The organism is Streptococcus sp. SN-1 (assembly GCF_041154385.1).
GTDB lineage: Bacteria > Bacillota > Bacilli > Lactobacillales > Streptococcaceae > Streptococcus > Streptococcus mitis_CT.
The window spans coordinates 705,248-719,009 of record NZ_AP028929.1 but is presented as its reverse complement, the minus strand read 5'-3'; the positions used below and the strand labels follow the sequence as shown (position 1 = coordinate 719,009).

Annotated in this window: 16 protein-coding genes and 1 pseudogene; 7 read left to right on the top strand and 10 right to left on the bottom strand. The window is 41.3% G+C overall.

All coding sequences use genetic code 11. The features are described from left to right. Positions 1 to 104: 104 nt before the first annotated feature. The 6 genes from ACAM22_RS03125 to ACAM22_RS03100 all read right to left on the bottom strand — a co-directional run bounded on the left by ACAM22_RS03125 (position 105) and on the right by ACAM22_RS03100 (position 4,219). Complete coding sequence (locus ACAM22_RS03125; RefSeq protein ID WP_000726117.1) at positions 105 to 1,265, bottom strand: ABC transporter substrate-binding protein; 1,161 nt, start codon at positions 1,263 to 1,265, stop codon at positions 105 to 107. 63 nt (positions 1,266 to 1,328) lie between these two features. Beyond that, entirely contained in the window at positions 1,329 to 1,616 is a 288-nt protein-coding gene (locus ACAM22_RS03120; RefSeq protein ID WP_084926910.1) for a YlbG family protein, read from the bottom strand. Between the two features lie 78 nt (positions 1,617 to 1,694). Further along, entirely contained in the window at positions 1,695 to 2,285 is a 591-nt protein-coding gene (gene clpP / locus ACAM22_RS03115; protein WP_000613471.1) for an ATP-dependent Clp protease proteolytic subunit ClpP, read from the bottom strand. Between the two features lie 172 nt (positions 2,286 to 2,457). After that, positions 2,458 to 3,087, bottom strand: a complete 630-nt coding sequence (gene upp, locus ACAM22_RS03110; protein WP_000515974.1) for a uracil phosphoribosyltransferase — start codon at positions 3,085 to 3,087, stop codon at positions 2,458 to 2,460. Positions 3,088 to 3,175: 88 nt separating this feature from the next. Further along, on the bottom strand, positions 3,176 to 3,643 hold the full coding sequence (locus ACAM22_RS03105) for a cytidine/deoxycytidylate deaminase family protein (protein ID WP_000136976.1): 468 nt from the start codon (positions 3,641 to 3,643) through the stop codon (positions 3,176 to 3,178). 18 nt (positions 3,644 to 3,661) lie between these two features. Further along, positions 3,662 to 4,219, bottom strand: coding sequence for a TetR/AcrR family transcriptional regulator (locus tag ACAM22_RS03100; RefSeq protein ID WP_000004135.1), 558 nt, complete (start codon positions 4,217 to 4,219; stop codon positions 3,662 to 3,664). Positions 4,220 to 4,343: 124 nt separating this feature from the next. Here ACAM22_RS03100 and ACAM22_RS03095 point away from each other — a divergent pair, with 124 nt between their 5' ends. The 3 genes from ACAM22_RS03095 to ACAM22_RS03085 are packed head-to-tail and all read left to right on the top strand — an operon-like array spanning position 4,344 to position 6,984. After that, positions 4,344 to 5,189, top strand: coding sequence for a DegV family protein (locus ACAM22_RS03095; protein ID WP_024057020.1), 846 nt, complete (start codon positions 4,344 to 4,346; stop codon positions 5,187 to 5,189). A gap of 57 nt (positions 5,190 to 5,246) precedes the next feature. Then, on the top strand, positions 5,247 to 6,425 hold the full coding sequence (locus tag ACAM22_RS03090; RefSeq protein WP_064276978.1) for an NAD(P)/FAD-dependent oxidoreductase: 1,179 nt from the start codon (positions 5,247 to 5,249) through the stop codon (positions 6,423 to 6,425). A gap of 37 nt (positions 6,426 to 6,462) precedes the next feature. Further along, a complete protein-coding gene (locus tag ACAM22_RS03085; protein WP_000400044.1) occupies positions 6,463 to 6,984 on the top strand; it encodes a DUF1697 domain-containing protein in 522 nt (173 codons plus the stop codon). 41 nt (positions 6,985 to 7,025) lie between these two features. Here the strand turns inward: ACAM22_RS03085 and ACAM22_RS03080 are convergent, their stop codons facing one another. Then, positions 7,026 to 7,766 (bottom strand): MerR family transcriptional regulator, encoded by a 741-nt coding sequence (locus ACAM22_RS03080; RefSeq protein WP_369606942.1) that lies wholly within the window; start codon positions 7,764 to 7,766, stop codon positions 7,026 to 7,028. A gap of 247 nt (positions 7,767 to 8,013) precedes the next feature. Here ACAM22_RS03080 and ACAM22_RS03075 point away from each other — a divergent pair, with 247 nt between their 5' ends. Next, complete coding sequence (locus tag ACAM22_RS03075; RefSeq protein ID WP_369606941.1) at positions 8,014 to 9,354, top strand: sodium-dependent transporter; 1,341 nt, start codon at positions 8,014 to 8,016, stop codon at positions 9,352 to 9,354. Positions 9,355 to 9,394: 40 nt separating this feature from the next. On the opposite strand, the pseudogene manA reads toward ACAM22_RS03075, so the two are convergent. Beyond that, a pseudogene (gene manA, locus ACAM22_RS03070) lies at positions 9,395 to 10,006 on the bottom strand (mannose-6-phosphate isomerase, class I); the annotation flags it as partial. Between manA and ACAM22_RS03065 the strand changes: the two are divergent. From ACAM22_RS03065 to ACAM22_RS03055, 3 genes are read left to right on the top strand one after another with little or no spacing between them, the layout of a single operon-like run. Continuing rightward, positions 10,000 to 10,614 (top strand): amino acid ABC transporter permease, encoded by a 615-nt coding sequence (locus tag ACAM22_RS03065; RefSeq protein ID WP_369606940.1) that lies wholly within the window; start codon positions 10,000 to 10,002, stop codon positions 10,612 to 10,614. The pseudogene manA and the gene ACAM22_RS03065 sit on opposite strands and share 7 nt — an antisense overlap. Then, a complete protein-coding gene (locus ACAM22_RS03060; protein ID WP_261052064.1) occupies positions 10,615 to 11,373 on the top strand; it encodes an amino acid ABC transporter ATP-binding protein in 759 nt (252 codons plus the stop codon). An 11-nt stretch (positions 11,374 to 11,384) separates the two neighbouring features. Beyond that, positions 11,385 to 12,251: a cysteine ABC transporter substrate-binding protein gene (locus tag ACAM22_RS03055; RefSeq protein ID WP_261052062.1), complete on the top strand. Its 867-nt coding sequence runs from the start codon at positions 11,385 to 11,387 to the stop codon at positions 12,249 to 12,251. A gap of 61 nt (positions 12,252 to 12,312) precedes the next feature. On the opposite strand, the gene pyrE is transcribed toward ACAM22_RS03055, so the two are convergent. Together pyrE and pyrF are read right to left on the bottom strand one after the other, a co-directional pair. Beyond that, the gene (gene pyrE / locus ACAM22_RS03050; protein ID WP_004261667.1) at positions 12,313 to 12,945 is read right to left on the bottom strand and encodes an orotate phosphoribosyltransferase; all 633 of its coding nucleotides are present in this window, start codon (positions 12,943 to 12,945) and stop codon (positions 12,313 to 12,315) included. A 32-nt stretch (positions 12,946 to 12,977) separates the two neighbouring features. Then, positions 12,978 to 13,679, bottom strand: coding sequence for an orotidine-5'-phosphate decarboxylase (gene pyrF / locus ACAM22_RS03045; RefSeq protein ID WP_261052060.1), 702 nt, complete (start codon positions 13,677 to 13,679; stop codon positions 12,978 to 12,980). Between the last annotated feature and the right edge of the window lie 83 nt (positions 13,680 to 13,762).

Here is a 13,762-nt window from a genome sequence, read left to right as displayed (position 1 = left end):
TTCTATTTATAATTTTGAGGGTTTCCCCTCACTTTTTGATAGGTTCTTAAACATCGAAACAGGGAGTGAGTCAGAGGCTCATTCCCTATTTCAACATTTTTCTATTATGGTTTTACAACTTCTGCTGCTTCAACCTTACCATTGTTCATGGTCATCATGTAAGCAGTTTTGACTGTGTTGTGGTCTGCATCAAAGCTTGTTTGACCAGTCACACCTTCAAAATCTTTTGTTTTAGCAAGGTTATCCTTGATTTCACCAGAGTTTTTAGCACCTTTTGCTGCGTTTGCTACAAGGTGAACTGAGTCATAAGCCAAGGCTGCAAATGTTGAAGGCTCTTCGTTGTACTTAGCACGGTAAGCATCAAGGAAAGCTTTTGCTTTAGCTGAAACTTCTACAGTAGTTGAGAAGCCTGAGATAAAGTAGATGTTTGATGCTTTTTCAGGAGTTGCTTGTTGTACAAACTCTTCACCGTTGAATCCATCACCACCAACGATTGGTTTGTCAATTCCCATACCACGCGCTTGGTTTACAATTTTACCAGCTTCAGTGTAGTAACCAGGAACGATGATAGCATCAAAATCTTTCCCTTTCATTTTTGTAAGGGCTGCTTGGAAGTCTGTGTCACCTGCTACGAAAGTTTCATCTGCAACGATTTCACCTTTGTAAGCTTCACGGAAGGCTTTGGCAATACCTTTAGCATAGTCGCTAGCATTATCAGTGTAAAGAACAACTTTCTTAGCTTGCAATTTTTCAGAAACATAGTTTGAGATAATTTTTCCTTGGAAGCTATCTTGGAAAGTTCCGATAAAGAGGTAATCTTGACCTTTAGTCAATCCATCTTGAGTCGCACTTGGCGAAATCAATGGAACACCTGCTTTTGTAGCGTTAGCTACCGCAGCTGCAGTTGCACCAGATGTCGCAGGTCCTACGATTGCTGATACTTTAGATTGGGTTACAAGGTTAGTTGTTACTGAAGCCGCCTCAGCTGTTTCAGACTTGTTATCTTTATCGACTACTTCGATTTGTTTTCCATCGATACCACCTGCAGCATTGATTTCATCAACGGCAAGTTGGGCACCTTTTTGTTCAGATGTACCGTAGGCTGCTACGGCACCAGTTTCTTCAAAGTTAAATCCGATTTTGATTGTCTTTTCATCTACTGAGTTACCAGCAGCGTTTGACGCTCCAGACTTCACTTCTCCACAGGCTGCAAGAAGTGCTACACTTGCAAGCGCCACAAACGATAGGGCAAATTTTTTCTTCATCTTTTTTTGTCTCCTTATTTCTTAAATAGCATGTTAAGAATATACCGAATTATCAGAAAATTGTCAACACTTTTCTTGAACTTTTTCGATGATAACGTTTTCCTCTCGATGAAGATTGCCCACAAAGGGTGTTTCCAGCTCTTGGATATGACAAACCCTGACTTTTTTTATAAACTTTTCCTTGCCCAAGCGCCCGACCAATTGCTCCATTTCTTGAGTTGGAACATAGAGTTGTAAGTAACGATGTTTCTTGGAATGATAGGTAATATCTCCATAATCCTGCAATTTTTTGGCATCACGATTATAGTAAAGATAGATAATCAAGCCAGATCGTTTGACTTTTTCAAACATGATAAATCCTCTTTCTAAGAAATCTCTCACTATTATACCAAAAAAAGCAAACCCAGTCGAGTTTGCCTTCTTTCATCATTAATTCAATGAATTGTTGGCCATGATTTCATCAATAAAGCCATATTCAAGTGTTTCTTGGGCGCTCATCCAGTTATCTCGTTCTGCATCTGCATGGACTTTTTCGATTGACTGACCTGAATTTTCAGCCAATATTTTTTCCAAGATGTTACGAGTTTTAAGCAAGTGTTCTGCAGCGATCGCCATATCAGTTTGTTGGGTACCACCACCTGTACCACCCATCGGTTGGTGAATCATATACTCTGCATTTGGAAGCATGAAACGTTTACCTTTTGCTCCACTTGACGCGATGACAGTCCCCATAGATGCAGCCATCCCCATAACGATAGTTTGGACATCTGCCTTGATAAAGTTCATGGTATCAACGATTGCCAAACCAGCTGAAACAGAACCACCAGGTGTATTGACATAAAGGTAAATATCTTTTGTACTATCTTGGGCATCTAAGAAAAGCAATTGGGCAATAACAGAGTTAGCCATATTGTCTTCAACGGGACCTGTCAGCATAATGATGCGGTCTTTGAGAAGACGTGAGTAAATATCGTAGGAACGTTCTCCACGGCTTGTTTGTTCAATAACTACAGGAATCATTTATTTCTCCTTTTGAGTTTTAATTTTGTTGGTCAAATGACTGAAGATAAGACTATTATAATATCTTGGTCAAAAAAGGTCAAATTTTTGCTCTGTTTTCATTAGACAGAAACAAAAATTCAACCTCCTTTCGTGACTGGAAATCCTTTTCCAAGTCAATCTCTTTTTAATTCTATTTTGTACCGAACAAGCGGTCCCCAGCATCTCCAAGACCTGGAACGATATAACCGTGTTCGTTCAAACGTTCATCCAAGGCTGCTGTAAAGATTTCTACATCTGGATGAGCTTCTTGAAGAGCTTTTACACCTTCTGGTGCTGATACAAGGCAGACAAATTTGATATTTGATGCGCCACGTTTTTTAAGAGAATCAACAGCCAAGATTGCTGAACCACCTGTTGCCAACATTGGGTCTACCACAAAAATTTGACGTTGGTCAATATCTTCAGGCAATTTCACCAAGTACTCAACTGGTTGAAGCGTTTCTTCATCACGGTACATACCGATGTGGCCAACTTTAGCAGCTGGAACCAAGCTCAAAAGTCCATCAACCATCCCGATACCTGCACGCAAGATTGGAACGATAGCCAATTTCTTACCTGCCAATTGTTTTTGAACTGTTTTTGTGATTGGTGTTTCGATTTCCACATCTTCTAGTGGAAGATCACGAAGTACTTCATATCCCATCAACATTGCAATCTCATCTACTAGCTCACGGAAAGCTTTTGTAGAAGTATCTGTACGACGTAAGATTGACAATTTGTGTTGAATCAGTGGATGATTAATAACTTCAATTTTTCCCATTTTTGGAATTCCTTCTTTCAATTTATTCTTCTTATTATACCAAAAAACGGTTTAAAAATCTTTCTAAACCATTTATTTTTGATATTTTTTACATTAGATCAGCCTCTTTAAGAGCTGTCTGTACTGTCTCAAGTGGTAAATGAGTCAATTCTGTCCCTTTTTCTTGATAAAGGTATTGGGCGTAGTCGTCCATTCTGTACTGGTTGATATAAACCACACGCTTGCAACCAACCTGAAGCAATTGTTTTGTACAGTTTAGACATGGAAAATGGGTCACATAGGCTGTAAAGCCTTTGGGAACCCCACGTTCTGCACCTTGGAGAATGGCATTAACCTCTGCGTGAAGAGTGCGAACACAGTGACCTTCGATGACCAGACATTCGTGATCAATACAATGCTCAGTCCCTGACACCGAACCATTATAACCAGTGGAAATAACTTTATTATCCTTTACCAAAATTGCGCCCACTTTGGCACGTTTACAAGTGGAACGATTGGCAATTAGTAAGGCTTGGGCTGCAAAATACTCATCCCATGCTAGTCTTTTTTCAGTCATATCTCTTCTCCTTTTTCTCTATTTTTTAAAAAATGGTAAACCTAAATCTGCAATCTTTTCAGCTGGTACCTTCATGCCATCCTTGATCCATTTTAGAAGGACAGAAACGATGGCCGAGCTCCAAAAGGAATGAAGATAAGAGCTGACACCTTTTGATTTCCCATGGTATTTTTCTAAAAATTCCTGCATGGCTTGGACAAAGATTTTTTCCAGATGGTAATCCAAGGCCAATTGAATCACTCTGGCTTCCTTTCTGGCCTCTCGGAAAAGGTGAACCCAGACCAGATAAAGGTCTGTCTTTAAATCATAATGATGCAACTGTTCCATAATATTGTGGACAGTTCGTTTAAAGACGCTTTCTAAAATCTCCTCTTTGGAATCATAATTACGGTAAAAGGCTGCACGAGAAACGCCTGCACGTTTGACCAATTCAGAAATACTAATCTTGGTCAGGTCCTTTTTTTCCAAGAGCTGCAAGAGGGCTGTTTCGATGGCTTCTCTAGTTAATAAATTGGATTCTTGGTTTGATTTTCTGAGATTTTCAAGAGACTTTTCAGAGATTCTACGTTCAGACATAACATTTTCTTTCTACTTGTCACAACAGACGGATGAGGCTTTTGTTTCAAGGGCTTTCATGATATAATTGTAAAAAAAGACAGAACCTTTGTCAATGTATAACTGACAAAGATGGAGAATTTCTATGACTTGGAAGATTATTGCTGACTCTGGTTGTGATTATCGTCAGCTGGCAAGACCAGCTATTGACACGACCTTTGTAAGTGTGCCCTTAACCATTCAAGTAGCTGATCAGGTCTTTGTTGATGATGCCAGTCTTGACATTGACCAAATGATGGAAACCATGTATGCAACTGCAGAAGCTTCAAAATCAGCTTGTCCAAGCCCAGATGATTATTTGCGAGCATTTGAAGGAGCCAAAAACATTTTCCTAGTAACCATCACTGGTACTCTTTCTGGAAGCCACAATAGTGCTCAACTAGCAAAAAATATTTATCTGGAAGAACATCCTGATACTAAAATTCATATAATTGATAGTTTGTCTGCTGGTGGGGAAGTTGACTTGCTCGTAGAAAAAGTGAATGACTTGATCGACCAGGGCTTATCTTTTGAAGAAGTGGTTGAAGCTATCACCGCCTATCAAGAAAAAACCAAGTTACTTTTTGTCCTAGCTAAAGTCGATAACTTGGTGAAGAACGGCCGTTTGAGCAAGCTTATCGGTACGGTCGTTGGCCTTCTCAATATCCGTATGGTCGGAGAAGCTAGTGAAACTGGAACTCTCGAATTGCTACAAAAAGCACGAGGACCAAAGAAATCAGTTCAAGCTGCCTATGATGAAATCATTAAAGCTGGATATGCTGGTGGCCGTATTGTCATGGCCCAACGTAATAACGAGAAATGTTGCCAACAGCTTTCAGACCGAATACGTGAAACCTTCCCACAGGCGGATATTAAAATTCTCCCAACATCTGGTCTCTGCAGTTTTTATGCAGAAGATGGTGGTTTGCTGATGGGGTATGAAATTGATTAATTGCATTCTTGACAAGAGGTGACTTCATCTCTTGTTTTTTTGTGGTACAATAGAGCTATGAAACATTTTGATACTATCGTCATTGGTGGAGGTCCTGCTGGTATGATGGCTACGATTTCCAGTAGCTTTTATGGACAGAAAACCCTCCTCATCGAAAAAAATCGGAAACTTGGAAAAAAATTAGCTGGTACTGGTGGGGGACGTTGCAATGTAACCAACAACGGAACTCTAGATGACCTACTAGCTGGCATCCCTGGAAATGGGCGCTTTCTCTACAGTGTCTTCTCCCAATTTGATAACCATGATATCATTAATTTTTTTACAGAAAATGGTGTTAAACTTAAGGTCGAAGACCACGGACGCGTCTTTCCTGCTAGTGACAAGTCTCGGACCATTATCGAGGCCTTGGAAAAGAAAATCACTGAACTCGGTGGTCGAGTTGCTACTCAAACGGAGATTGTTTCGGTTAAAAAGATAGACGACCAGTTTGTCCTTAAGTCCGCAGACCAAACCTTCACTTGTGAGAAACTCATTGTCACAACAGGTGGTAAATCCTATCCTTCGACTGGTTCAACTGGGTTTGGTCACGAGATCGCCCGTCATTTTAAGCACACCATCACCGAACTTGAGGCCGCTGAGAGTCCTTTGTTGACAGATTTTCCACACAAGGTCTTGCAGGGTATTTCGCTGGACGATGTGACCCTAAGCTATGGTAAGCATGTCATCACTCACGATTTGCTCTTTACCCACTTTGGTTTGTCTGGCCCTGCTGCCCTACGTATGTCTAGTTTTGTCAAGGGTGGTGAAATCCTTTCACTGGATGTCTTGCCTCATCTTTCTGAAAATGACTTGACTACATTTCTAGAAGAAAATCGGGAAAAATCCTTGAAAAATGCCTTAAAAACTTTGCTTCCAGAACGCTTGGCAGATTTTTTTGTGCAAGGCTATCCTGACAAAGTCAAACAGTTGAGTGAAAAGGAACAAGAACAACTTCTCCAGTCTATTAAGACCCTCAAAATCCCTGTGACTGGTAAAATGTCTCTCGCCAAATCCTTTGTTACCAAGGGTGGTGTCAGTCTTAAGGAAATCAACCCTAAAACCCTTGAAAGTAAGCTGGTACCTGGCCTTCACTTTGCTGGCGAAGTCATGGATATCAATGCCCACACGGGTGGCTTTAATATCACTTCAGCCCTCTGTACCGGTTGGGTGGCAGGCTCAAATCAAATATATAAATAATTGAATGACTAAAATACAAAATAAGAAAGGAAGTCCTTTGGAACATATTATTTTACTAAGAGGTGTTACTCCTAATGGAAAAAATGCTATCCCGAAAATGTCTTATTTGGTAGATATTTTAACAGAAGCTGGTTTTCAACACGTTCGAACCTATATTCAAAGTGGGAATATCATTCTTGAAAGTGATTTAGATTTAGAAGAAATACGAGAATGTGTTCATACTCTGATAAAGGAAAAAATTGGGGCCGACTTAAAAATGGTTATCAAGAACAAAAGTGATTTTAAAAAAATTGTCCAAGAAAACCCGTTTGGAGAACACTATCTTTATGACCGTATACATGTGATTTTTTATCAAGAATCTATTCAAAGTCTCCCTTTAGAAAAATTGAAAATTGATTACGGTGAAGAAGAAATTTGTATCGGTAACCATTGTCTTTACCTCTATCTCCCTAGAACTGCTAAACAAAAGAAACTCCATACCAACTATCTTGAAAAGCTTTTTAATGTAGATTTGACCATGCGAAAACTAAATGTGGTAGAAAAATTATTAAGCAAATAGTGCTTGAATTTAGTAAAAATCGGAAGAATGCTCCTCCGATTTTATTTTGTCTGAGTTTGGACATAATAGGCAATGACATCTGATGTGTACTGGGCTGTTCCAGGTCCAAATTTGTCAATGTTTTCCTTAAATTCTGGGTTGTAGACGTAGCCTTTACCGATATAACCGAATACCTCAATAGAGCAGTCAAATCCATAAGTACGAATAGCTTGCAAGAGTTTGGCTGCTTCTTCTTGATTTTCGGATGCTGTTACAGGTAGACCAGCTTGAAGATTTTGTGACAAGGCTCGAAAGACTTGATTGAAGGCAGCCGTAGCTTCGTCTTCGTGACCTTTCTGGCGCTCCAGCGCTTGGTCCATGACTTCTTGTCCATATTTCTCTACCGCCTCTTGGTGGTATTTTTGATGGTCTTGGTAGTTAAATCCAGCGAATTTCTCTTGAATGCTCATTTCTCTTTCTCCTTTTTGTTCTTGAATGGTTTTTTGCAAGGTGGAAATCAAGGTATCCAGATGCTGCCTTTCTCGAGTCAAATAGTCCAACTGTCTGGTCAAATGAGGCAACAAATCTGATCTATCTTCCTTTAACAGCTCTGCTATTTTTTCTAGAGAAAAGTCTAGATATTTATAGTAAAGTATGACCTGAAGGCGTTCCAAATCCTTTTGACTGTAGGTTCGATAGCCGTTTTCCGACTTTACGGGGACTAAGAGTCCTATCTTGTCGTAGTAGTGCAGGGTCTTGACAGAGACACCCGAAAGCTGCGCAGCTTCTTTTATATGGTACATGATTTCCTCCTTACATTGATAGTATAACCCCTCCCCTTAGGTCAGAGTCAAGCGTTTTTGCGAAATTTTTAAAAATTTTTGAGAAAGGTGTGAAAACTTGAAAATGGTTTTCTTGACAGACCTTAGAAAACATGATAGGATAGTCAAGTCTATCAATCAAAAGAAACGCTCATTTTGAGTACTGATGAGGCTAGTTGCCAAGGGCAGTAGCTTTTTCTTTTGTAACACTAATTTTAGGAGTTTAACTATGTCTGAAAAATCGCAATGGGGTTCTAAACTGGGCTTTATCCTAGCGTCTGCTGGTTCAGCCATCGGACTTGGTGCCGTTTGGAAATTCCCCTACATGACTGCTGCTAACGGTGGAGGTGGCTTTTTACTGGTCTTTCTCGTTTCCACTATTTTAATCGGTTTCCCTCTTTTGCTAGCTGAATTTGCCCTCGGCCGAAGCGCTGGTGTCTCTGGGATTAAAACCTTTGGAAAACTTGGTAAGAATAGTAAGTACAACTTTATCGGTTGGATTGGTGCCTTTGCCCTCTTTATCCTCTTATCGTTTTACAGTGTTATCGGAGGATGGATTTTAGTCTATCTAGGCATTGAGTTTGGGAAATTGTTCCAAATTGGTGGAACAGGTGATTATGCTCAGTTATTTACTTCGATCATCTCAAATCCAGTAATTGCCTTAGGAGCTCAAGCAGCCTTTATCCTATTGAATATCTTTATTGTATCACGTGGAGTTCAAAAAGGGATTGAAAAAGCTTCAAAGGTCATGATGCCTCTCCTCTTTATCATCTTTGTCGTCATCATCGGGCGCTCTCTCAGCTTGCCAAATGCCATGGTAGGGGTTCTCTACTTCCTCAAACCAGACTTTTCAAAATTGACGAGCGCTGGTCTCCTCTATGCTCTGGGACAATCTTTCTTCGCCCTCTCACTAGGGGTTACAGCCATGCTGACCTATGCTTCCTACTTGGACAAGAAAACCAACCTGGTCCAGTCAGGGATTTCCATTGTAGCCATGAACATCTCAGTATCCATCATGGCAGGTCTAGCCATTTTCCCAGCCATGTCAGCCTTCAATATCCAGTCTGAAGGGGGACCGAGCTTGCTCTTTATCGTCTTGCCTCAACTCTTTGACAAGATGCCCTTTGGAACCATTTTCTACATCCTCTTCCTCTTGCTCTTCCTCTTTGCGACAGTCACTTCTTCTGTCGTGATGCTGGAAATCAATGTAGGTAATATCACCAATCAGGACAACAGCAAACGTGCCAAATGGAGTGTGATTTTGGGAATCTTGACCTTTGTCTTTGGAATTCCTTCAGCCCTTTCTTACGGTGTCATGGCAGATGTTCACATTTTTGGGAAGACCTTCTTTGACGCTATGGATTTCTTGGTTTCCAATCTTCTCATGCCATTTGGAGCTCTCTGCCTTTCACTCTTTACAGGCTACATCTTCAAAAAAGCTCTTGCCATGGAGGAACTACACCTTGATGAAACAGCATGGAAACAGGGACTTTTCCAAGTCTGGCTCTTCCTTCTTCGTTTCGTCATTCCAATCATCATCATTGTGGTCTTTATCGCCCAATTTATGTAATCAAAAAGGACTTGAGTAGTGAACTCAGGCCCTTTCTTTTTTATGGATGGCTAACAATCAATTCCAAACCTTGCCCTCCCAGAGTCCAAGCTTCAACATCACTTGGTAGGATAAAGTGGCTGCCTTTTTGGATTGGATAGTTTTTTCCATCAACAGTAAGCTGACCTTGACCAGCTAAGACACTCAACAAGCTGTAGTCAGCTGTCTTTTCGAAGTCAACTTTTCCAGTAATTTCCCACTTGTAAACTGCAAAGAAATCATTGGATACAAGGAGAGTGGAACGCAAATCATCTGCTTTAACAGTTACAGGACGGCTATTTGCAGGCTCACCAATGTTTAAAACATCAATAGATTTTTCAAGGTGAAGTTCACGCAAATTGCCCTTGTCATCCTTGCGGTCAAAGTCATAGACACGATAGGTGGTGTCACTAGACTGCTGGGTTTCAAGAATCAAGATGCCCGCACCAATAGCATGCATAGTGCCACTTGGAACATAGAAGAAATCTCCAGCCTTAACTGGCACTTTTGTCAACAAATCATCCCAGTTCTTGTCCTCAATTTGCTGACGGAGTTCTTCTTTTGACTTAGCATTGTGACCGTAGATAATCTCTGATCCTTCATCCGCTGCGATAATGTACCAGCACATTGAGCGTTACGATTGGGATATCCATCCTGTCTGTCCTCTTATCCATGATGTTCGGAACAGTCATGGGAATCATCATGACCTCCCATTCTAGAATCGTACGATTTTTAACACGATTGTATCTGGAATTTATCCGTATCATGCCCCAGTTGGTGCTACTCTTCATCGTCTACTTTGGCTTAGCTCGAAACTTTAATATCAATATCTCAGGTGAGACTTCTGCTATTATCGTTTTCACCCTCTGGGGAACAGCTGAAATGGGGGACTTGGTACGTGGAGCTATCACTTCCCTCCCTAAGCATCAGTTTGAAAGTGGACAGGCGCTAGGTTTGACCAATGTTCAACTTTACTACCACATCATCATCCCACAGGTTTTGAGAAGACTGCTACCGCAGGCCATTAACCTTGTCACTCGGATGATTAAAACCACTTCCTTAGTTGTCTTGATTGGGGTTGTTGAAGTTACCAAGGTTGGACAACAAATCATCGATAGCAATCGCCTGACTATCCCAACTGCTTCATTTTGGATTTATGGAACCATTCTAGTCTTATATTTCGCAGTCTGCTTTCCTATTTCCAAACTATCCACTCACTTAGAAAAACATTGGAGGAACTAAATGTCTGAAACTATTTTAGAAATCAAGGAACTAAAAAAATCCTTCGGAGACAATCCCATCCTCCAAGGACTTTCTTTAGATATTAAAAAGGGGGAAGTTGTGGTTATTCTTGGGCCATCTGGTTGTGGGAAAAGTACCCTCCTTCGTTGCCTCAATGGCCTAGAAAGTATTCAAGGTGGAGATATTCTGCTAGATGGTCAGTCTATCGTTGAAAATAAAAAAGATTTTCACCTAGTTCGCCAAAAGATTGGCATGGTCTTTCAAAGCTATGAACTCTTTCCCCATCTGGATGTCCTACAAAACCTCATCCTAGGCCCTATCAAGGCTCAAGGAAGGGACAAGAAAGAAGTAACGGAAGAAGCTTTGCAATTACTAGAGCGTGTCGGTTTGCTGGATAAACAGCATAGCTTTGCGCGTCAATTATCTGGTGGACAGAAGCAACGGGTTGCAATTGTCCGTGCCCTCCTCATGCATCCAGAAATCATCCTCTTTGATGAAGTGACTGCTTCGCTGGATCCAGAAATGGTGCGTGAGGTGCTGGAACTGATCAATGACTTGGCCCAAGAAGGCCGTACCATGATTTTAGTAACCCACGAAATGCAGTTTGCTCAAGCTATTGCCAATCGGATTATCTTCCTAGACCAAGGGAAAATTGCTGAAGAAGGAACAGCTCAAGCCTTCTTTACCAATCCGCAAACCAAACGAGCCCAGGAATTTTTAAACGTCTTTGACTTTAGCCAATTTGGCTCATATCTATAAAGGAGATTCTTATGAAACTATTCAAACCACTCTTAACTGTTTTGGCACTTGCCTTCGCCCTTATCTTTGTCACAGCTTGTAGCTCAGGTAGAAACGCTGGTTCATCGTCAGGTAAAACCACTGCCAAGGCTCGCACAATCGATGAAATCAAAAAAAGCGGTGAACTGCGAATCGCCGTGTTTGGAGATAAGAAACCTTTTGGTTACGTTGACAATGACGGTTCTTACCAAGGTTACGATATTGAGCTTGGGAACCAACTGGCACAAGATCTTGGCGTGAAGGTTAAATACGTTTCCGTCGATGCTGCTAACCGTGCTGAATACTTGATTTCAAACAAGGTAGATATTACTCTTGCCAACTTTACGGTGACTGACGAACGCAAGAAACAAGTTGATTTTGCCCTTCCTTACATGAAAGTTTCTCTTGGTGTCGTATCACCTAAGACGGGTCTCATTACAGATGTCAAACAATTGGAAGGTAAAACCTTGATTGTTACAAAAGGAACAACTGCTGAGACTTATTTTGAAAAGAATCATCCAGAAATCAAGCTCCAAAAATATGACCAATACAGTGACTCTTACCAAGCCCTTCTTGACGGACGTGGGGATGCCTTCTCTACTGACAATACGGAAGTCCTAGCTTGGGCACTTGAAAACAAAGGATTTGAAGTCGGAATTACTTCCCTCGGTGACCCAGATACCATCGCAGCAGCAGTTCAAAAAGGTAACCAAGAATTGCTAGACTTCATCAATAAAGATATTGAAAAATTAGGCAAGGAAAACTTCTTCCACAAGGCCTATGAAAAAACACTTCACCCAACCTACGGTGACGCTGCTAAAGCAGATGACCTAGTTGTTGAAGGCGGAAAAGTTGACTAATACTCAATAAAATCACAAAAAGAAATCAGGTAATCCTAGTGACTACCTGATTTTCTATTTTTTAGGCATTTTGCCAATTTTCTTGGTCTTCTTTAAAGCGTTTTAGAAGATCAAGGCCCTCTGGCGTGATGTAACCTTCTTCTTGGGCTAGATGAATCAATTCACTGTAGTTAGAAAGCGTCACAAGTTTGACACCTGCATCTGAGAAGTTCTTATCTGCTTTTGGCAATTGGTAGCTGAAAATCGCAACAACTCCAAGCACATCTGCTCCTTCTCGCTTGGCTGCTGCCACGGCCTCGAGAACAGAACCACCTGTTGAAATAAGATCTTCCACCACTACCATTTTTTGACCCTGAGCTACGCGACCTTCGATTTGGTTACCAGCACCGTGGTCTTTTGGTTTGCTACGGATGTAGGCAAATGGCAAGTTCATCTTATCAGCAATGATAGCTCCGTGTGGAATCCCAGCTGTCGCAGTTCCTGCAATCACTTCAACCTCAGGAAAGGCTTCTTTAATAGCATCCACAAAACCATTTTCAATGAGAGTACGAGTTTCTGGATAGGCTAATGTCACACGATTATCCGTGTAAATCGGCGACTTGATACCAGATGCCCAAGTGAAAGGCTCCTCTGGTTTGAGATAAACGGCTTGAATTTTCAAGAGGTGGCTAGCGATATCTTTAGCAAGTGTCATGGTATTCTCCTTTTATTTTTATAATCTATTCTTTAATTCCAGTCCTGTGTCCATTCATCCTTGATGGCATGATAAGCTACAACAGGATCCTCAGCTTGGGTAATGGGACGTCCCACTACGATATAGTCACTGCCGATTTGATAGGCATCAGCAGGTGTCATAACGCGTTTTTGATCTCCTACTGCAGCACCTGCAGGACGAATGCCCGGTGTCAGACAGATAAAATCTGGATTGGTGGCCTGCTTGATGAGCTGCACTTCCTGAGCCGAGCAGACAACACCATCTAATCCAGCTTCAGCTGTCTTCTTAGCATAATGAATCACAGACTCTTGCAGGCTAGTTTGGATATTTTGGAACTCCTGCATCTGGGCTTCTGACGTTGATGTAAGTTGCGTTACAGCGATCAATTTGGCTTGGTTTCCAAGACCTTCACGCGCAGCCTTCATCATCTCTACACCTCCAGCAGCATGAACATTGGTCATATCCACACCAAGCTGAGACAGGACCCTCATAGCTGATTTGACTGTATTGGGAATGTCATGCAACTTGAGATCCAAAAAGACACTGTGCCCCAGGCCTTTCAAGTAAGACACAATCTCAGGCCCCGTTGCGTAATAAAGCTCCATCCCTACCTTTAGATAAAGGCTTTCTTCCTCTGGAAAAAGAGCTAAGAATTCCTTGACCGCCTCAAAACTAGGAAAATCAAGAGCAATGACTGGACGATGTTCTCGCATAGGTTTCTCCTTTTACCTTTGCTAGTGAGAGAGTCTGGGCAACAGAAGCCACGAAAAAAGGAACCTGCCAACAGCAAGGTTCC

Bases quoted from the DNA above. Each gene is read 5' to 3' on its own strand.
- ACAM22_RS03120 (WP_084926910.1), bottom strand. From the start codon at position 1,616: ATGTTTGAAAAAGTCAAACGATCTGGCTTGATTATCTATCTTTACTAT.
- ACAM22_RS03055 (WP_261052062.1), top strand. From the start codon at position 11,385: ATGAAACTATTCAAACCACTCTTAACTGTTTTGGCACTTGCCTTCGCC.
- ACAM22_RS03080 (WP_369606942.1), bottom strand. From the start codon at position 7,766: ATGTACCATATAAAAGAAGCTGCGCAGCTTTCGGGTGTCTCTGTCAAG.
- ACAM22_RS03095 (WP_024057020.1), top strand. From the start codon at position 4,344: ATGACTTGGAAGATTATTGCTGACTCTGGTTGTGATTATCGTCAGCTG.
- ACAM22_RS03100 (WP_000004135.1), bottom strand. From the start codon at position 4,219: ATGTCTGAACGTAGAATCTCTGAAAAGTCTCTTGAAAATCTCAGAAAA.
- ACAM22_RS03060 (WP_261052064.1), top strand. From the start codon at position 10,615: ATGTCTGAAACTATTTTAGAAATCAAGGAACTAAAAAAATCCTTCGGA.
- pyrF (WP_261052060.1), bottom strand. From the start codon at position 13,679: ATGCGAGAACATCGTCCAGTCATTGCTCTTGATTTTCCTAGTTTTGAG.
- ACAM22_RS03075 (WP_369606941.1), top strand. From the start codon at position 8,014: ATGTCTGAAAAATCGCAATGGGGTTCTAAACTGGGCTTTATCCTAGCG.
- pyrE (WP_004261667.1), bottom strand. From the start codon at position 12,945: ATGACACTTGCTAAAGATATCGCTAGCCACCTCTTGAAAATTCAAGCC.
- upp (WP_000515974.1), bottom strand. From the start codon at position 3,087: ATGGGAAAAATTGAAGTTATTAATCATCCACTGATTCAACACAAATTG.
- ACAM22_RS03125 (WP_000726117.1), bottom strand. From the start codon at position 1,265: ATGAAGAAAAAATTTGCCCTATCGTTTGTGGCGCTTGCAAGTGTAGCA.
- ACAM22_RS03090 (WP_064276978.1), top strand. From the start codon at position 5,247: ATGAAACATTTTGATACTATCGTCATTGGTGGAGGTCCTGCTGGTATG.
- ACAM22_RS03105 (WP_000136976.1), bottom strand. From the start codon at position 3,643: ATGACTGAAAAAAGACTAGCATGGGATGAGTATTTTGCAGCCCAAGCC.
- clpP (WP_000613471.1), bottom strand. From the start codon at position 2,285: ATGATTCCTGTAGTTATTGAACAAACAAGCCGTGGAGAACGTTCCTAC.